The 18,343-nt window shown below is 55.2% G+C and carries 14 protein-coding genes; 5 read left to right on the forward strand and 9 right to left on the reverse strand.

The genetic code is table 11. The annotated features are described in order from the left end of the window. Positions 1-7: 7 nt before the first annotated feature. The 5 genes from AC16KF_RS18990 to AC16KF_RS19010 form a co-directional block, all read right to left on the reverse strand. Positions 8-574, reverse strand: coding sequence for a TlpA family protein disulfide reductase (locus tag AC16KF_RS18990; protein WP_484038941.1), 567 nt, complete (start codon positions 572-574; stop codon positions 8-10). Beyond that, positions 575-1,015, reverse strand: a complete 441-nt coding sequence (locus AC16KF_RS18995; protein WP_484038942.1) for a cytochrome c-type biogenesis protein — start codon at positions 1,013-1,015, stop codon at positions 575-577. Between the two features lie 136 nt (positions 1,016-1,151). Next, positions 1,152-3,299: a heme lyase CcmF/NrfE family subunit gene (locus AC16KF_RS19000; RefSeq protein ID WP_484038943.1), complete on the reverse strand. Its 2,148-nt coding sequence runs from the start codon at positions 3,297-3,299 to the stop codon at positions 1,152-1,154. 56 nt (positions 3,300-3,355) lie between these two features. Beyond that, entirely contained in the window at positions 3,356-3,832 is a 477-nt protein-coding gene (locus tag AC16KF_RS19005) for a cytochrome c maturation protein CcmE (protein WP_484038944.1), read from the reverse strand. Between the two features lie 261 nt (positions 3,833-4,093). Continuing rightward, a complete protein-coding gene (locus AC16KF_RS19010) occupies positions 4,094-5,077 on the reverse strand; it encodes a potassium channel beta subunit family protein (RefSeq protein WP_484038945.1) in 984 nt (327 codons plus the stop codon). A 71-nt stretch (positions 5,078-5,148) separates the two neighbouring features. Here AC16KF_RS19010 and AC16KF_RS19015 point away from each other — a divergent pair, with 71 nt between their 5' ends. Continuing rightward, on the forward strand, positions 5,149-6,105 hold the full coding sequence (locus AC16KF_RS19015; RefSeq protein WP_484038946.1) for a LysM peptidoglycan-binding domain-containing protein: 957 nt from the start codon (positions 5,149-5,151) through the stop codon (positions 6,103-6,105). A gap of 82 nt (positions 6,106-6,187) precedes the next feature. On the opposite strand, the gene AC16KF_RS19020 is transcribed toward AC16KF_RS19015, so the two are convergent. After that, positions 6,188-7,789: a peptide ABC transporter substrate-binding protein gene (locus AC16KF_RS19020; RefSeq protein WP_484038947.1), complete on the reverse strand. Its 1,602-nt coding sequence runs from the start codon at positions 7,787-7,789 to the stop codon at positions 6,188-6,190. Then, the gene (locus tag AC16KF_RS19025; RefSeq protein ID WP_484038948.1) at positions 7,782-9,161 is read right to left on the reverse strand and encodes a peptidase MA family metallohydrolase; all 1,380 of its coding nucleotides are present in this window, start codon (positions 9,159-9,161) and stop codon (positions 7,782-7,784) included. The genes AC16KF_RS19020 and AC16KF_RS19025 overlap by 8 nt, the downstream gene beginning before the upstream one ends. Before the next feature lie 237 nt (positions 9,162-9,398). On the opposite strand from AC16KF_RS19025, the gene AC16KF_RS19030 reads away from it, so the two are divergent. From AC16KF_RS19030 to AC16KF_RS19040, 3 genes are all read left to right on the forward strand, one after another. Further along, a complete protein-coding gene (locus AC16KF_RS19030; RefSeq protein WP_484038954.1) occupies positions 9,399-11,729 on the forward strand; it encodes a sodium-translocating pyrophosphatase in 2,331 nt (776 codons plus the stop codon). A 102-nt stretch (positions 11,730-11,831) separates the two neighbouring features. Next, positions 11,832-12,980 (forward strand): hypothetical protein, encoded by a 1,149-nt coding sequence (locus AC16KF_RS19035; protein ID WP_484038949.1) that lies wholly within the window; start codon positions 11,832-11,834, stop codon positions 12,978-12,980. Between the two features lie 30 nt (positions 12,981-13,010). Next, positions 13,011-13,370, forward strand: a complete 360-nt coding sequence (locus AC16KF_RS19040) for a hypothetical protein (protein WP_484038950.1) — start codon at positions 13,011-13,013, stop codon at positions 13,368-13,370. Positions 13,371-13,417: 47 nt separating this feature from the next. Here the strand turns inward: AC16KF_RS19040 and AC16KF_RS19045 are convergent, their stop codons facing one another. Next, positions 13,418-14,986 carry a hypothetical protein gene (locus AC16KF_RS19045; RefSeq protein WP_484038951.1) on the reverse strand — a complete coding sequence of 523 codons (1,569 nt, stop codon included), beginning with the start codon at positions 14,984-14,986 and terminating at the stop codon, positions 13,418-13,420. Further along, on the reverse strand, positions 14,967-17,552 hold the full coding sequence (gene mutS / locus AC16KF_RS19050) for a DNA mismatch repair protein MutS (protein WP_484038952.1): 2,586 nt from the start codon (positions 17,550-17,552) through the stop codon (positions 14,967-14,969). The genes AC16KF_RS19045 and mutS overlap by 20 nt, the downstream gene beginning before the upstream one ends. Before the next feature lie 86 nt (positions 17,553-17,638). On the opposite strand from mutS, the gene gpmA reads away from it, so the two are divergent. After that, a partial coding sequence (gpmA, locus tag AC16KF_RS19055) for a 2,3-diphosphoglycerate-dependent phosphoglycerate mutase (RefSeq protein ID WP_484038953.1) occupies positions 17,639-18,343 on the forward strand: 705 nt, incomplete at its 3' end.

The following is an 18,343-nucleotide window of genomic DNA, read 5'->3' on the forward strand; positions in this document are numbered from 1 at the left end:
TCGCCCTCTACTTTAACAAAAGATCGATCTGCTCCCGAATTTGATCCACGCCGGAAAAGGGACCGATCTGCACATAGCGCAACACGCCTTCCCGGTCCACGAAATACGTCTCTGGCACGCCTTTGATTCGGAAGTATTGAGAGATTCTTGTCGCCAGGTCCGCGCCGTTTGCGTATGTGATGCCGAATTTTTTCAGGTACACGCGCGCGTCCGCTTCGGTGTCCACATAATCGACGCCGAGGAACACCACCTCACCGGTCGGCGCGTATTCCGTCCACGCTTGTTGCAGGTCGGCGGCTTCCTGCTCGCACGGTTTACACCACGACGCCCAAAAGTTCAACACCACAACCTTGCCGCGCAGGTCGCTGAATTTGATCTCTGTTTTGCCGTCCAACTCGTAGCCGCTGTAGAACGTGAGCGAAAAATCGTCGATCACTTCGCCGGGTTGCACGGTGCCTTGCTGTCGGCGGCTGAGTCCCAATGCCACCAGCGCCAGCAAGCCAGCCAAAAATACCCAGATCACGATCTGAACCCACAGCGGAACTGCCCGGCGGGGAGGGGTTGTCTCAATCATCTATTTTCTCTTCTTCAATTCGTCTTCGAGTTTATTGAAATATTCATCTTGATGGACTTGCTTCGCCTCGCCCGCAGGGACGGTTGATTCGGCCGCCTTCGGCTTTTTCCACATTTGCAACGCCCGCAGGAGGAGCGCCGCCCCCAACAGGATCGCTGTCACCGGAATCAGATACGACGCAATTTTGTTCGGCGGATCGCCCGAAGCGCGCGCGCCATAGGTGTCGATGAAATACTGGATGATCTCGTCTTCTGTCTTGCCCTCGATCAGCATTTGGCGGATCTGTTCCCGCCACTGACGGCACGCCTCGGTGGGGCACACATCCAGCGGCGTGTTCTCGCACACCGGGCAGAACAACTTCTTGGCGATCTTGTTCACATCGTCATCGGTGGGCGTGGTTCCTTGGGCGGAGGCAACAGAGAGAGATGCAAATAGCATCATGGCAAGCATGGAAATCAATATTGCGTACTGCGTATTGCGTAATGGTCGCTTGAACATATGTATCTGACGAAGCGCTTTCTTGATCCTCAGTCTCCAATCTCCAGTCTCAACTTTCTAATTCTCCACTTTCCACTTCCTAATCACCAATCACAACTCCCGCCTCACGCGCACTCTTCTCAACCTTCGCCGCCACTCGCTCCGGGTCCTTGTCGGGCCACGCCGCGATGATGATGCCGATGAGGAAGAGCAGGCTGCCCATCCACAGCCAGTTGACCAGCGGGTTGACGTAGATCTTGAACGTCGCGCCGGTGGCGGTGGCAGGCTCCCAGTTGACGAGCAGAATGTACAGGTCATCCTTCATGGTGGCGCGTTGACCGGGAATCGTCATGGATTGTTGCGAGTCCCAATAGTAGTCGATGCGCGGATGAAGATCGCCGAGATACTCTTGACCGCGATAAATGCTAAGCACCGCGCGCGTCACTTCGCGCCCATCGGGACCGGTGAAGCGGGCAATGTCTTTGTATACCACATCGTAACCGCCGATGCTTTTTTGCTGACCGACCTCGAGCGTCCCCTGCGTTTCCATTTGGAAGAGTTCGATGCCGAGGATACCGATCGCCATTAACATCATGCTGATGTGGACGATGTATCCGCCATAGCGGCGTCGGTCGCGGGCGGTGAGGTTCCAGAAGGCGGTGAAAATATTTTCACTGTGGATCTTCATCCTTGCCCTCGAGCCGCGCCAATATTCATACAACGTGATCAGGATGACGAACGCCACGAGGAAGAAGCCGATCAACGCATACGGATTTTTGGTGTAGGTTGCGAAGATCACAGCCGTGACGAGAACCGCCGCCGCCGTCGGGAGCCACATTGCCCGCCCGAGAGTTTTCACCGTGGAATGCCCCCACGCGGAGAGCGGCGCGATGCCCATCAGGAACATCAGCCCCGCGAATAGAGGTCCGTTTGCGCGCTCGTAAAACGCGGGCCCAACCGTCACTTTTGCGCCGGTAAACAGTTCGGAGGTGAGCGGGTAGATGACGCCCCAGAAACACACGACCAGAATGCTCATGAATAGCAGGTTGTTGAACAGGAACAACGCCTCACGTGAAAGCAGGGAGTTCATCTCGGTTTCCGATTTCAACTCGCCCCAGCGATAGATCACGAGAGCAACCGATACGATCAACGTCATGGCAATGTAGGCGAAGAACAAGGGTCCGATGGCGCTCTGCGCAAAAGCATGTACCGACGACAACACGCCCGAACGCGTGAGGAATGTGCCGAAGATAACGAGATCGTACGTGAGGATGATCAACAGCATATTCCAGTGTTTCAACATGCCGCGTTTTTCTTGAATCATCACCGAGTGCAGGAAGGCGGTGCCGGTCAACCAGGGCATGAACGCGGCGATCTCCACCGGGTCCCAACCCCAGTAACCGCCCCAGCCGAGCACATCATACGCCCAGCGTCCGCCGAGCACCAGGCCGAAGGTGAGGAAAAGCCACGCCCACAGACTCCAGCGGCGGGTGAGGCGGATCCAGCGGTCGTCGGTGCGTCCCGTGATCAACGCCGCGATGGCGAACGCAAACGGAATGACGTAGGAAACGAATCCGAGGTAGAGCAGAGGCGGGTGGATGATCATGCCGGGATGTCGAAGAAGCGGGTTGAGTCCCCGCCCGTCTTCCGGCGTGAACGGGATGCTGTTCGCCGGCTGGAAGAAATGCGCCGAGACTCCCGTTTCGGTTTGGTAAAACACCCGGAACGGATTCTCAAAGAAGACGGTCATGCCCAAAAAGAAGGCGAGCGTGACGCAGGAAACGAAGATAACCCAGGGGAGAAATTCGCGGTCGCGGTCCCATTTGCGCAGGGTGACCAGCGAGGCAAACGCCGACATGAGCCACGACCAGAATAGCAACGAGCCGGCCTGCCCGCCCCACCAAGCCGTAACCTTGAGGTAGGTAGGCATCGAGCGGCTCGTCACTTCGTACACGAACTGCACTTCGTAATGGTCGTTGACGAGCAGGTAAATTAATAGAAGCGATGTGACGGTAAGCAGGGGGAAGGTAAGTAACATTGCCCGCCGCGCGCTTTCCGCCATCGATGCGGCGCGTTGCGGGTCTTCCAGTTTGTCGAGCTCATCCGCAAACCGTTTGAGGCGCGGCGAGGGAATACTGCGGAGCATACGGGCTAACCCCTTGGGGTTTGAAGCCGCCGCGGTAACCGCGCTGTAGACAGTGACAAAAAATGTGACGAGCAGGATTCCAAGCCCAAGATTGGCGATCATTAAATCTCCTCGATACAAACCTCACAGGTCGTTCGCGCCTGTGAGGTTTTCCTTATCTATCCAGCCTGCTCTGGCACGGCTTCTTCGTAGCGGGTGGGGCATTTGAGCAGAAGTTCCTCGGCATGGAAGACTCCCTCCGCGTCTACATACCCGGTGACGATTGCCTGCGCTTCGTTGCGGAGCAGGTCGGGCTTGACGCCCACGTACACCACCGTCATGCGCGAACGCGAGGGATCGATGGTTGCCTGGTGCAGCGCCTCGGCAAGCCCGCCCTCATCTTTTAGTGTGGCATCTTCCGCCGGAACGTGCGCCACCTCGAAGGTGAGGGTCAGCGTGGAAGGGTCATATTGGATCGTGTCGCCGATCACCGCGCCGGAAACGCGCAGGTTCTTGTCGACGATGGCGGGTCCCTCCGCTTTGAGTTCGTCCACCGTCATGAAGTATTGCGAAGCGTCTTTGGTGGCGTTGGCGATCAGAAACACCACCGCGCCAAGGATCAGCAGTCCACCGATGACAAATTTATTGAGTTTCATGTTCATGCTCCATGGAGAATAGTATGATTTGAATTCCTATTGCTTGTGTCCGATTTCATTGTACATGGAGACATTAACCTCCACTGAGAAAGAGGCTGACGAAAGTCATGCGTTTTTTCTGAGTTAAGGAGGTGATGTTACGCGCTCTCTCGCCGGAGCGGATAAAAACCAAATCCGATTCACGAGACCCTTCGGGCCGTTCTGCGTCAGGTGAGATAAGGAGGAACTCTTCCGGCTGAATCCATCCGCGCGATACGTGCGTTAATCGTCGCCTTCGTCTTTTACAACGCCGAAGACCTTGTCGATTTTTTCCATCACCTTGGGGTTCAGTTTGGCAACCACCTTTTCGGCGCCGAGATTTTCGCGCAACTGTTCCACGCGGCTCGCTCCCAAAATGACCGTGCTCACGTTTGGATTCTTGAGACACCATGCGATCGAGAGTTGCGAGAGACTGCATCCCAGGCTCTTTGCGATCGGTTGCAGCGCGCGGACTTGGGCGAGCCTTTCTTTATTTTTCACATCCTTGTGAAGCCATTGATAGCCTTTGAGATTGGCGCGGCTGTCTTTCGGGATGCCTTTCAAATATTTGCCCGTCAGCATCCCCGAAGCCAGCGGACTCCAGATCGTCGTGCCATAGCCGTAATCCTGAAACACGCGCGCATATTCCTTTTCGAAGCGGTTGCGCGCGAACAAGTTGTATTCGGGTTGTTCGGTGATCGGCTTGTGCAGGTGATGCTTCTCCGCGATATTGATCGCCGCGACGATCTCGTCCGGTCTCCATTCCGATGTGCCCCAATACATCGCTTTCCCCCACTCGATGATGTTGTGCATCGCCCACACCGTTTCCTCGATGGGCGTGGTCTTGTCGGCGCGGTGACAATAGATCACATCCACATACTCCTGTTGCAAACGCGAAAGCGAGCCGTTGATGCCCTCGATCAACCGTTTGCGGTTCAACGTGTTCCGCTCGTTCACATTGTTGTGGATGCCCCAAAAGAACTTGGTCGTTACAAGATAACTGCCGCGCCGCCAATTCAAGCGTTTTAACGCCGCGCCCATCACCTCTTCCGATTTGCCGTGCGCATACGTTTCCGCGTTGTCGAAAAAGTTCACGCCCGCGTCGTACGCCGCCGCCATCAACTCGACCGCCGCGTCCACATCCACTTGATTTTTGAACGTGACCCACGACCCAAGCGATAGTTCACTCACGCGAATCCCCGTGCGACCCAAATGACGATAGTTCATTGTTATCTCCTCTGGAACATCCCGCCGTTCAACTGCGGGATGAACAAATATCCGTCTATTATAATCTCCTCATGCAAAGAACCATCCCCTCGATCGTGCTCAGGGCGGCGCTTTCTTCTTTCCTTTTATTGACTGCCTGCGCGCCTCAACCAATGGATTCGACTCCCCAGCCGATGCCTCTCACTCCATTTTTGACTTCCACCTCGATTCCGCTTCAAACGCCAGTGGGGCTGGTCCCGCTCACCACGCCGCTTCCCAGCCCGACGCCTTTCACGTACACCGTTCAAACAGGCGATACGTTGGGCGCGATTGCCGAAAAATTCAACCTGTCGTTGGATGATTTGCAAGCGGCGAATCCAGAGATCGACGCAAATTCCATGTCGGTGGGACTCGTGATCAAAATACCGAGCAACCCCGAAAACCCATCCGGAGACTCCACGCCCACGCCCGCGCCGTTCATCGTTTCGCAGATCGAATGTTACCCGACCGTCGATAAAGGAATGTGGTGTTTTGTGCTCGCCCGTAATGATTCGAATGACATGCTGGAAAATCTCAGCGCGCAAGTGACGCTGGTCGATTCAAAGAATGCGGTCGTTGCCTCTCAAACCGCCTGGCTCGTATTGAACATTTTGCCGCCGAACGCATCCGCGCCGATGGCGGTGTTCTTTCCTCCCGATGTTCCGTTCGACGCGCAACCTCAAACGCAAGTGTTGACCGCGATCCGTTTGCAGGCAGGCGATGCGCGTTATCTGCCAGCCACGGTCAACAATGCGTTGGCGCAGGTGAGCGCGGAAGGGCATAGCGCGCAGGTGAGTGGCATGGTCTTGTCGCAGAGTCAGGCGGCTACGGCGAATCAGGTGTGGGTGGCGGCGGTGGCGTACGATGACGCGGGACGCGTGGTTGGCGTCCGCCGTTGGGAATCGGTTACGAGCCTTCCGCCCGGCGGGAGTCTGTCATTTAATTTTTTCGTATCGAGCGTGGGAGGGCGAATCGCGCGGGTTGAGTTTGTGGTGGAGGCGCGTCCTTAAATTTTTTATCGCCAAGAACGCGAAGCCCGCAAAGAAAAACAATTAAACTTCGCGTTCTTTGCGGGCTTCGCGGTGAATTCTTTTATTTCCCATCCAACCACATATATCGTTCGATGGGAATGTCGATGGGGGTGTAGACGTAGCCCTTTACGTAGGGCTTGACCAATTGATACGAAAGATAATGCGCGGTGAATAGCGCGGCGGCATCGTCCACGATGATCTGCTCGGCTTGCTGATAGAGGGCGATGCGGGTTGCCACATCGCGTTCGGTGCGCGCTTGCTCGAGGAGGGCATCCAGTTGCGGGTTGGAATATCCGCCGCCGTTTTGTTGCGAGCCGGTGTGGAAGAGCACATCGGCAAAGTTTTCAGGGTCGGGGTAATCGGCGCACCATCCGCCGCTGAAGAGTTGACCGTGATTGCCGGCATAGATCTGCTCGGTGAAGAAGTTCGGTTCGAGGTTCTCAATGGTGATCGTGACGCCGAGGTTTTGTTCCCACATTTCAGCCAATGCGGCAACATCGGAATTGATATACGTGCCGGTGCCGCCATCCGTGTAGACGATGGGAGGCAAGCCGTCGGGTCCGCCATATTTCGATTCAGCCAGCAGTTGACGCGCGCGTTCGGGATCGTAGGGCAAGGCTTTGAGCGAAAGGCTGTACCCCGGCAGGGCGGGCGGGTAGAGTCCTTTTGCCGGCAGGGCGCGTTGATTCATGACCACGTCGATGAATTTTTGGCGGTCGAACGCCATGGTGAACGCCTGCCGGACTTTGGGATCGTCGAACGGCGGGCGGGTGGAATCGAAGTTCACGTAGCCGGTGCAAAGCGAAACGCCGGTCAACAGTTCGTTGTGAAGCGGTTCGGATGGGTCGGTGAACCGTTCGATGGAATACACGCCGGCGATATCCACTTCGCCGGTTTCATACAAGCGCTGATCGTCGCCGGAGTAGAGTTGAATAACCACGTAGGGGATGCTGGGCGCGCCGAGGTAAAAATCCCGGTTGGCTTCATAAACCATGATCTCGAACCTGCGCCATTCGGCGAGGCGATAGGGTCCCGTCCCGTTTGGGGCGCGATACCATTCCTCGCCGCTTTCCACATTTTCCTTGTCTAACACAAAGGCGGTGGCGTAGGTGAGTTTCAAGAGGAAGTACGGCTTGGGCGCGTCGATGGTCACTTGCAGGGTGTGGTCGTCGAGTGCGACCAACCCGGAAATGGATTCTGCCTGCCCCGCATTCATCTCGCGCACGCCGACGATATCGCCCAGATACGTGAGCGCCGTGTCGGACGCGACCGCCGGGCTGGCGGCGCGTTGCCACGAGTAGATCACGTCCTGCGCGGTGACGGCGCGCCCATTGTGGAATTTGGCGTTCTGCCGCAAGTGGAAGGTGTAGACCGTGCCATCAGCGCTGATATCCCATGATTCGGCGAGGTCGGGCGTGAGATTCAGATTTGGGTCGAACGAGACCAACCCACTGAAGACGAGTTTATCGCCGGACGTGTGCGTGGTAGCCGGGTCGTAACTACGCGGGTTGGTTGATTCGCCTCCCGCCAACACCAACGCCTGGTCGAGTGGGATATCCACTTGCAACGCCGACGCGCGGCGCGGGGAAGCGACAGTGATCGTCGATAAGATTACGATCGCGAACAAGGCGGAAGCCAACTTCCGCAGTTTGAGTTTAGCCATGGTTGCCTTCTTGTTGTTGGTTCCCTCTGCGAGCGATTAATCCAAGCACAACTACGCCGATCAAGAGGAGAAATACGCAACACATACCGAGCAGGGATAATGTCAGCCAGAGCGGAGGTCCGCTTGGCTGGGGCGCTTCTGTTGTCGGTTGCTGTGTGCCGAACGAGGAGGTGGGAATGGCGGTCGGCGTGGTGATTTGTGAAAATTGGAAGCCCGAAACGGGAACGATGGTTGGCACGAACGTAGCCGTGGGTTGCGCGGTCGGTTGCGCGGAGACCGCGCGCGGCTTGGCGCCAATGCCTGCGCGCCATTCATCCTCCAAGCCTTCCACGTTGAAGCCGTATGTGTTGGTCAAGGCTTCGTCGATGGTCACGCCATCGCGCAGGGAGGTGAGGAGCGCGGTCATCTTTTCCTGCCCGTAGGTTTCGACAAGAAATTTCACCACGCTGAAGGATTGACTATATGAAAGATACGCCTTGTCTGATACTTCGGAGAATCCCGCGCTCAACGAACGGATGCTGAGCAGGGTGTCGTTTTGAATCGCTTCATCCAACTGCTGTTGCGAGGCGGGGTCGAGTTCGCCCTCGCTGTATACCGCCAATCCTTCGTTTAACCATGTGGGCACGTCGCCGAGGCACGAAAATGTGAGGTGACCCACCAACACGTGCGTCAATTCGTGAACGATGGAATTGCGCCCCCAGTCCAGGTCGGTTTGCGAGATGCCGAGAATCACTATGTCTTGATCGGGGAATGCCTGCCCGCCCGTCCACGAAGGTTCGTAGAGAATCGCGTCTTTGAGGTCGTTGGTGTTGCCATATATGTAAATATCGATCGGCGATTCGGCGGTGAGACCGGATTCGGTCTCGTTGAATTTTAAGCCGTTCTGCGCGGCGTTCATCAGGTCGCGCGCGAAGGCTTCATCGCCTTGATACCAGTGAAAATTGATCAGCCCTTCGTCGAGCGTTTTCCAATTGTGGTTGTCGTCGAGCCAGGTGGCGGTCTTCGTTTCGCTGACAGTCTCCACACCGTTGATGTCGGTCACGCGCCAGCGCCACCAGAGTTTTGCGCCGGGCGGTAATGATCCGCTTTGGCGCATTTCCCAAACCCACTCCGCGTTCACGCGCGCGCCGGGGGTGAATTGAGGGAAGGCTTTGGCGACCACATCTCCGCAGGTTTGTTGTTCATTGCCATACTCCAGCACGATGGAGCGGATCTCCGCGTTGGCGGTGATCGTGGCGCTGAAGGTGGCTGAGATGGGGAAGTCGAACGTGACGCGGTCATTCGTCACATCGGCTGGGGAGGCGGCGAACGCCGAAGTTGGGAGAAGCAGGCTGACCGTGGCGAGAAGAAGCGAGAGTATTTTTATCCGCATGGTTACCTCAAAGGTTTAAACTTGCGCGAGTGTAACATGTAAAGGGTATATCGTCCCAGTCTGTTAGTCCGCCATTGGTTTGAATACCCGTCCGGAGATCGGCGAGAAGGGCTGAGACAAGGCGCCGAGAGGCAAATTTCTTGACACAATAACTTTGCGCCTGTAAAATCCGTCTGCTCTGCCGGGCAGATGCCCGGAAAAAACTTTGTTCGGGAGGAATCACCCCCTATGTACGCTATGCAAGGACTTACTTCGCTGGAGGAAATTGCCATTTGGGCTGTGTTTGGCGTTGCCATTCTCGGCTTGCTGTATGCGATTTTTCTTCGATCCCAGATCCTGCGTGAAGATAAAGGCACGGAGAAGATGCAGGAAGTCTGGAACGCGATCAAGGATGGAGCGGACGCCTATTTGAAAAGGCAGTTGCGCTCCATTTTGCCGTTAATCGGCGTTTTGACGATCGCGCTCTTTTTCTCCGTGTATATTGTTCCGCCCTCCCCCGAAGCGCTCGAACGCTTTGAAGGCGTGCCGGCAGAAACGGTCCGCTTGTGGATCGGTCTGGCGCGCGCGTTCGCCTTTGTGATGGGCGCGGGCTTCTCGCTGGCGGTCGGGCAGATCGGCATGCGCATGGCGGTGGAAGGCAATGTGCGCGTGGCTTCCGCGTCGAAACGCTCGTTCGGCGACTCGCTCCGTATTGCGTATCGCGCCGGCACGATCACCGGTATGCTCACCGATGGGCTGGGTCTGTTGGGCGGCACGTTGATCTTCATCGTTCTCGGCATCGCCGCGCCGGACGCGTTGCTCGGTTTCGGTTTTGGCGGCACACTGCTCGCGTTGTTCATGCGCGTGGGCGGCGGCATCTTCACCAAAGCGGCTGACGTGGGCGCGGACCTGGTCGGCAAGGTCGAGGCAGGCATCCCGGAGGATGACCCGAGGAATCCCGCAGTGGTGGCTGACCTCGTGGGCGACAACGTCGGCGATTGCGCCGGCATGGCGGCGGATATCTTCGAATCCTACGAAGTGACGATCGTCTCCGGTTTGATTCTTGGTCTCGCCCTTTGGCACACGACCGGGCGCCTCGAGTGGATCATCTTCCCATTGATGGTGCGCGGTATCGGCGTGCTTTCCTCGATCATCGGCACGTACTTTGTGCGCGCCGGCGCCACCGGGAAAGCCCACGACGCAATGAAGGCGATCTTCAGCGGCTTCTTGACCTCCGCTGTGATCTCTGCTGTTCTGTTCTTCGTTGCCGGCTTCTTATATATGAAAGACACAATGGCTGAGTTTGGCGGTTGGTGGAGAATGCCGGCGGCTGTGGGCGTTGGTGTGTTGCTCGCGATCGTTATTGACCGCCTGACTGAATATTTCACCGGCACGCATGCCCAGCCTGTGAACGATATCAAGAAATCTGCCGACACAGGTCCCGCCACGTTGATCTTGAACGGCGTTTCGGTCGGTTTTGAATCGTCCGTGTGGTCGGTGTTGGTCATTGCGTTGACCATCGTCGCCTCGATCTTTATTTTCGGCACGATCCCCGATGTGACTGCCGCGGAACGCGCGACGTTCATTTTGTACGGCGTGGCGATGACCGGCATCGGCATGTTGACCCTGACCGGTAACAACGTGGCGATGGATTCATTCGGTCCCATTTCAGATAACGCCAATGGTATCGGTGAAATGGCATGGCACGGCAAAACCGACAAGGAAACCAAAGCCGCCCAGCAGATCATGGCTGATCTCGACGCGGTCGGTAACACCACGAAAGCCATCACGAAAGGCGTTGCCATCGGTTCCGCTGTCATTGCGGCTGTTTCGCTCTTTGGCTCGTTCCTCGTGGACGTTTCGCGCGCGCAGACCGCGCTGGGCGTTCCTCTCGAAGCGCAGATTCAATCCATCGGCATCCGCGCTGATGTGCCGCAAGTGTTCGTGGGCATGTTGGTCGGCGGCGCGTTGCCGTGGCTGTTCTCGTCGTTCGCCATTCAGGCAGTGGCTCGCGCGGCTTCGCTGATCGTGTTGGAAGTCCGCCGCCAGTTCAAATTGGGCGTGCTGGAAGGTAAAGTGGCTCCCGACTACAAACAAGCCGTTGGCATTTCCACAACTGCCGCCCAGAAAGAATTGGTTTCGCTGGCGTTGCTCGGCATCGTCACGCCGATCGTGGTCGGGTTGACCCTGCAAGTGGAAGCCCTCGGCGGTATGCTGGCTGGCATCATCGTCTCCGGTCAATTGTTGGCGGTGTTCCTCAATAACTCCGGTGGCGCATGGGATAACGCCAAGAAACTCATCGAAGACGAGCCGAAAGACCCCGCCAATAATCTCGGCAAAGGCTCCGAACGTCACAAGGCTGGCGTGGTGGGCGACACGGTCGGCGATCCGTTCAAGGATACGGCTGGTCCCGCGCTCAACCCGATGATCAAGGTGGTGAACCTCGTCGCGGTGATCGTCGCTCCGATCGTGGTGCAATACTCCGGCGGCGGTTCAATTGGCGTCTGGGCAGTTGCCGCGGCGTTGGTCGCTGTCCTCGCCTGGGCTGTGATGCGCTCGAAGGCGCCGGCAGAGTCGATGACGAAGTAAGTTTTTCAAGGCTACAGCAGTTCAAATCGCCCTCGTGGATTGTGAGGGCGATTTTTCATTCCGATGAACCGTTTATAATTTGCGGTTGACGCTTGATAAAAAATGAAAATTCGATATCTGCTCTCTTCATGGTTGCTGGTCCTTGGAAACATGCTCCTGTCGCTTCACGCGGAACAACATTTATTTCCGCCTCATTATCTTTTGAGACCGTTGCTTGTCTCTTGGTTGATCATCGGATTGTTTGCCGCGCTCTTGAAGCAATTCATCGCCGACTGGAAGATGGTGGAAGAATGCTTGGTGGTAACGATTTTGTTGTTCACCTTCCCGCCTAAATTTTTCTGGATCGCAGTCCGCCTGTTTGTGGCTGTTTATGTTATTTGGCGGATTGGGCAGTATCGAAAGAGACCTGGTTCTCGAAAAAGCGCGCAGCCCCCGCTTTCCTTGACCGTTAGCGTGTTTCTTGTATTCTATTCGATTGGTCTGCATGTTTCTGAATATGGGAACGCGCCCTGGTCCATCTATTTTTCATCTTTGCGCGGTCTTAACGCCACGGATGCGAATCGCTTGAAAGCCACCACCGCTGTCAAACCTGACATCTATTACATCGTTTTAGACGGATACGTTCGTTCCGATGTATTGAAAGACCTTTATCGTTATGATAATTCTGAATTTGTGGGCGAATTAGAGAAGGAAGGATTTGTTGTAGCGCGACAGGCTCGCTCCAATTATGCCAAAACAATCCTTTCGATCACTTCGACCCTAAACATGGAGTATGTGGATGCCTTTGCGCCTGGCTTGGATAACTCCAAATTTTGGTGGCTGATGGAGCCATATATCGACCGCGGCAGGGTTGTCTCACTTCTTGAATCTCAAGGATATACGACCGTTTCCTTCAGCACAAATTGGAGTTTGACCGATATGGCTTCGGCAACCCTGCATCAATCGGCGTATCCGGTCGAATTGACCGATTTTGAGCAGTATATTATTCACACATCGCCCTTGCGTTTGTCTCAGCCGTACATACAGGATGGCGCTTCGGTGTTTACAGTTGAGACTCAGCGCAAGACCATCCTGCACACTTTGGACGCGCTGGACGATTTCGCATCTGACCCGAACCCCGTATTTGTTTTCGCTCATATCCTCCTGCCGCACCCTCCTTTTGTCTTTGACGCGCATGGCAAACCTGTCCAGCCCTCGGCTGGCTTTAGCTTTAAGGATGCGGAGGATTTTGAGGGTTCACCGGAGCAATAGACAAAAGGCTATACAGACCAGGTTGAATTTGTGAACACGCGTTTACAGGAAATACTTGCAACGATCCTTCAACAATCGGATACTCCTCCGATCATAATTGTTCAGGCAGACCATGGGTCGGGGTTGTTGACCTATTTCACATCGGTGGAAAAGACGTGTGTTCGGGAACGATTATCCCCATTTGCCGCATATTACTTCCCGGGCATGAGCGCGGCGGATATTCCCGACGATCTTACCCCCGTAAACCTCTTTAGACTGGTGTTCAACAAATATTTTGGAGGCGATTTTCCGCTTTTGGAGAACAGGTACTTTTATATTGCCGACCCCTTCTATATCTATCGCGATGTTGATGTAGGATTGCGGCTCGATCAAGCCTGTGCTATACGCTAACGAGTGAGAATTCTTGTATTCTCCGAATTGCGCTTTCGATCGGATTGCTACGGAAATCTCAAGATAAAAATTTCGCTCGATTCGTATACCAACGATCGACCTTCTACATTTGCCCATGATGGAAGATCTGCAAGGTACAGTGGCGGATCTATCGTTGCGCGCAGGATGATCAGATAGTCGAATTGTAGTTGCCCGCTCAGCCCTAAGGCGCGCAGGCAGGCTGGGGCGTCAAAGCTGAATCGACAATTCTGCGCGTTGCTCAGCCACATGGTATGCTCATTAAAGTCTATGCTGTTGTCCCATTCCAAGCCCTGCAATGTTGTCAGGCTGACGCGATCCGTTAGTATGGGGAACCATTCGTTGTTGAAGTCTTCGAGCGGCTTGCTGTTTCCGCTAAGGATGACAAACCGACTGCTTGGGGGGGTGTGGGCTTTTACCCAGTCAAAGGCGAGCCTGGTCTCCGGGTGAATCCGCTTGGCGCTCATTTCCATACCAAAGATCTGCATCCCGACGAACAAACAGAATGTTACAACCGCTATACACAATTTTTGTGATGTATTGCCGATCAACGAGGATATTTTCTGGTCTTTGGTTTGGCTCCCCCTGAGCGCCGGTAACAAGACTTGAAATATGGCGTGAGAGGCAAGCATGGGAATTGTGATCATGCCCACATTCGGCGCGTTTCGAGGTTCGATTAGAAACGGAAGCGCAAAAAGGAGAGGCAGCGTATACTCGCGCTTTGATACAAAATAAAGGACGCCAATCCATGCGAAGACGGCGATCAGAGGTATGAACGTTTCCTGGGTATAGTCTATAAAGAATGCGTAGAAATATTTGAAATCGTGAAATCCAGATTGCGAGGCCGACACGAACGGCGCGAGCCCATGGCGGACAAGCATAGAAGCCCACCACGGCGAGGTGACCGCCAGCGCGCCGGCGCCGACAAGCCCAGTCTGTAGAAATCCGCGACGATTCCGGGCATGAAGCAGCGCCAAGGCTATTGCGATACCGATGGTATGGATGGTCGCTTCGGGATGCGTCACGACCACCAAGGAGCAGAAGATCACGGCTCCGATTGCGAATTTCCGTTTCCCTTCGGCATACATTCTATAAAGATTAAGTGTGGCGAGAATAAGAAATAATTGTCCCAAACTTCGCGTTATCCCGCCGCCCATGATGAGCCAGGTGATGGAACGCGGTAACAAGGCGTAGATGAATGCCGCCAGCCCCGCTTCCATGTTCGAGTTAAGCATTGCTTTTGATAAAGCATACATTGCCGGGATAGTTCCGATCAATACGATTGCGGGCATCCAGCGCAGAATTGTGAAGATGTCAATTCCAAAGACGGTTCCGACGCCTGCGGCAATATAAAACCCTAATGGGGGATACGCAAAGGGAATTTGCAAGCCATTGTATTCAACGAATTGCGGAATTCTGAACCCATTGTTCTGAAGCGCTTCGATCATTGCATAAAAAAGTCCCCCGTCGTTGATGGGAAATCCCGCCTCGAGTGGCGGGAAAATCCGGAACCATGCTCCGAGGAGAATGCTGGCGAGAAGAAGCAATGATCCGATATCGTCCGCGGATAATGTGCCTTTATTTGTTTGACGCTCCATAAATCCTTTGCCACTCGAACAACTTATTCAACGCTTCAATGGGGGAGAGGCTGTTCACGTCCATGTCTTTCAGCTCATCCAGCAACGGACTCGATTCGGGAAACAGCGCGGCTTGTTGCGCGGCGTGCGGATTTATTTTCACCGCCCTCCCCGAAGTCTTTTCGAGTTCCGCCATGATCTCATTCGCGCGTTGGATGACGGGCGCGGGCAAACCTGCCAACTGCGCCACGTGGATTCCGTACGAACGATCCGCGCCGCCCGCGATGATCTTGTGCAAGAAGACCACGGTCGCATCGGCTTCGCTGACTGCCACATTATAATTCCGCACGCCGGGCAAAAGGTCGGCGAGTTGAGTCAACTCGTGATAATGTGTGGCGAATAAAGTTTTCGCGCGCAATTGCGGATGATTGTGAATGTACTCGATCATGCCCCATGCGATCGAAAGCCCGTCATACGTGGATGTGCCGCGCCCGATCTCATCGAGGATCAACAGCGAGCGCGAAGTCGCATGATGCAAAATGTTCGCCGCCTCCACCATCTCGACCATGAACGTGGATTGACCCGCGTGAATTTCATCCTGCGCGCCGATGCGCGTGAAGATTCGATCCACGAGTCCGATGTCCGCCGACGCGGCTGGCACGAACGATCCCATCTGCGCCATCAACACGATCAGCGCGGTCTGCCGCAGATACGTGGACTTGCCCGACATGTTCGGTCCCGTGATGACGCGCACCACTTCGCCCTTTTCAAACATGACATCGTTTGGGATGTAACGTTCGCCCTTTAGCAGATGTTCGACAACTGGATGCCTGCCCTCGTGGATTTCCAACCCGCTTCCTTCTCGGACTTGGGGCTTGGTGTACCCACCTAAAGCCGCCGCCTCCCCCAAAGCGGACAAGACGTCCACCTCGGCAATGGCGCGTGCTGTGGACAACAATTGATGCGCAGACTTTGCAAGTTCGGCGCACACTTCGCGGAACAATCGCGTTTCGATTTCTTTGATCCGCTCTTCGGCATTCAACACCAGCGTTTCGTACTCTTTCATCTCGGGCGTGATGAATCGCTCGGCATTGACCAGCGTTTGCTTGCGGATGTAATGTTCGGGAGCCTTCTCCGCCGCGCCGCGCGAGATTTCGATGTAATAGCCGAAGACCTTGTTATAACCAACCTTGAGAGTCTTGATTCCCGTTTTCCCTCGTTCAACCGATTCGAGGTTGGCGATCCAATCTCGCGCGTGTTTCGATGCGTCAATGACCGAATCCAACTCTTGCGAATACCCCGCGCGAATCACTCCCGTGTTTTGCAACGTGGATGGCGGATCATCATCAATCGCGTTTTCCAGTAAGGTCAATTGCTCATGCAGCAAATCAATCTTCGGCAATCCGAATTCTTTCTTCTTTCCTCTTTCTTCGGTTAATTCAACTAAGGCTGGCAACGCCATCAGCGTGCTCCTCATCGCCACCAAATCACGCGGCTGAGCCTGCCCAGCAATGACGCGGTTGACGAGTCGTTCAAGGTCGGCAATTGGCTTCAACGCGGCGCGAATCTCCACGCGGACCATGCCTTGCTGAAAGAAATATTCCACGCCGAGTTGGCGATGTTGAATCTTTGCCACATCGAGCAACGGCTGGCTGACCCATTGATGGATGAGTCGCTTGCCCATCGGCGTGATCGTGAGGTCGAGCGTGCCGAGCAGTGAACCTTTCCGTTCGCCGCGCAGGGTTTCATCAAGTTCAAGATTTCGCCGCGTGGATGCGTCGAGGGTCATGAATTCTGAAAGATGATAGGTGCGGAGTGAAGTCAACAACTTCAGGGCGTCGGGTTGAGTCTCTTTGATGTATTGGAGCAAACTGCCCGCGGCTCGCGCAGATAAACTATTTGGCTTCAATCCGAATCCGTCCAGCGTGGAGGAGTTGAAGTGAGTTAGCAACGTCTCTGTGCATTTGCCCGGCTCGAATTTCCACGAAGCCCACGGCGTGAGGTGACTCGAGATTTCGTTCGGCAAAGTTTGACTATCGGGATGCAAGACTTCAGCAGGATGCAAGCGCGTCAATTCTGCGCGGAGAGATTCGACGGGGAGTTCGGTGACGGCAAACTCTCCAGTGGTCACGTCGGCATACGCGACTGAGGCAGTTTGCCCGTCGGAATTGACCGAGGGCGAAGCGTCCAGTAAAACCGAAGCAATGTAGTTGTTCGCGTCGCCGGGCAAGAGTCCCGGTTCGGTCACAGTCCCCGGTGTGACGACTCGCACAACCTTGCGCGGGAAGAGTCCCTTGACCGGCGTGTCGCCGACTTGTTCGCAGATGGCGACGTGATAGCCTTTTTCGATGAGCCGCCCTAAATAATTTTCGACCGCGTGATAGGGGATGCCAGCGAGCGGCACGCGCGTGCCTTTGCCGATGGGCTTCGAGGTGAGGACGATATCGAGTTCGCGCGCAGTGATCTCGGCGTCTTCGTCGAAGGTTTCGTAAAAATCGCCGAGCCGAAAAAATAAAATTGTGTTCGGGTACTCGCGCTTGATCTCAAGATATTGCTGGCGGATGGGCGTGACATCGTCGTTGGGCATGGCGTGATTTTACTATGAGGCTGTATAATCCGTTTAAATTTTTTATGCGTAGTGACGACTTCAGTCGTCGCGTTTGGAGCAGAGCGATGTATAAACTTGTTTTAGTTCGTCACGGACAAAGCGTTTGGAATCTCGAAAACCGCTTCACAGGCTGGACGGATGTCGGTCTGACCGAGCAGGGTAGGGCGGAGGCGCACGAAGCGGGTCGCCTGCTGAAGTCGGAAGGATTCGTTTTTGACGTCGCGTACACGTCCGTGTTGAAGCGCGCGATCCAAACCTTGTGGACGATCTTGCAGGAGTCGAATCTCGAATGGATTCCCGTCATGAAGGCGTGGCAGTTGAACGAACGTCATTATGGCTCTCTGCAAGGATTGAACAAATCGGAGATGGCGGAGAAATACGGCGAAGCGCAAGTAAAGATCTGGCGGCGAAGTTATGATGTGCCGCCGCCCGCGTTGGAACTGACAGATGAGCGTCATCCGAAATTCGATCCGCGTTACACTTCGTTGACGCCCGCGCAGTTGCCCGCCACCGAATCGCTTAAGCTCACGCTGGATCGCGTCCTCCCTTATTGGCATTCCGCGTTGGCGCCCGTGATCCAATCGGGCAAGCGCGTGATCGTGGCCGCGCATGGCAACAGTATCCGCGCGATGGTGAAGTATCTCGATAACATTTCGGATGCGGAGATCACCGAGTTGAACATTCCGACGGGTGTCCCGCTCGTGTATGAATTGGATAAAGACTTGAAGCCGATCAAGAATTATTACCTCGGCGATCCAGAGGAGGCGGCG

It is taken from the genome of Candidatus Defluviilinea gracilis (genome assembly GCF_057138825.1).

Excerpts from the sequence above, each read along its gene's own strand:
- AC16KF_RS18990 (WP_484038941.1), bottom strand. The coding sequence starts at position 574 with ATGATTGAGACAACCCCTCCCCGCCGGGCAGTTCCGCTGTGGGTTCAG.
- AC16KF_RS18995 (WP_484038942.1), bottom strand. The coding sequence starts at position 1,015 with ATGATGCTATTTGCATCTCTCTCTGTTGCCTCCGCCCAAGGAACCACG.
- AC16KF_RS19000 (WP_484038943.1), bottom strand. The coding sequence starts at position 3,299 with ATGATCGCCAATCTTGGGCTTGGAATCCTGCTCGTCACATTTTTTGTC.
- AC16KF_RS19005 (WP_484038944.1), bottom strand. The coding sequence starts at position 3,832 with ATGAAACTCAATAAATTTGTCATCGGTGGACTGCTGATCCTTGGCGCG.
- AC16KF_RS19010 (WP_484038945.1), bottom strand. The coding sequence starts at position 5,077 with ATGAACTATCGTCATTTGGGTCGCACGGGGATTCGCGTGAGTGAACTA.
- AC16KF_RS19015 (WP_484038946.1), top strand. The coding sequence starts at position 5,149 with ATGCAAAGAACCATCCCCTCGATCGTGCTCAGGGCGGCGCTTTCTTCT.
- AC16KF_RS19020 (WP_484038947.1), bottom strand. The coding sequence starts at position 7,789 with ATGGCTAAACTCAAACTGCGGAAGTTGGCTTCCGCCTTGTTCGCGATC.
- AC16KF_RS19025 (WP_484038948.1), bottom strand. The coding sequence starts at position 9,161 with ATGCGGATAAAAATACTCTCGCTTCTTCTCGCCACGGTCAGCCTGCTT.
- AC16KF_RS19030 (WP_484038954.1), top strand. The coding sequence starts at position 9,399 with ATGCAAGGACTTACTTCGCTGGAGGAAATTGCCATTTGGGCTGTGTTT.
- AC16KF_RS19035 (WP_484038949.1), top strand. The coding sequence starts at position 11,832 with ATGAAAATTCGATATCTGCTCTCTTCATGGTTGCTGGTCCTTGGAAAC.
- AC16KF_RS19045 (WP_484038951.1), bottom strand. The coding sequence starts at position 14,986 with ATGGAGCGTCAAACAAATAAAGGCACATTATCCGCGGACGATATCGGA.
- mutS (WP_484038952.1), bottom strand. The coding sequence starts at position 17,552 with ATGCCCAACGACGATGTCACGCCCATCCGCCAGCAATATCTTGAGATC.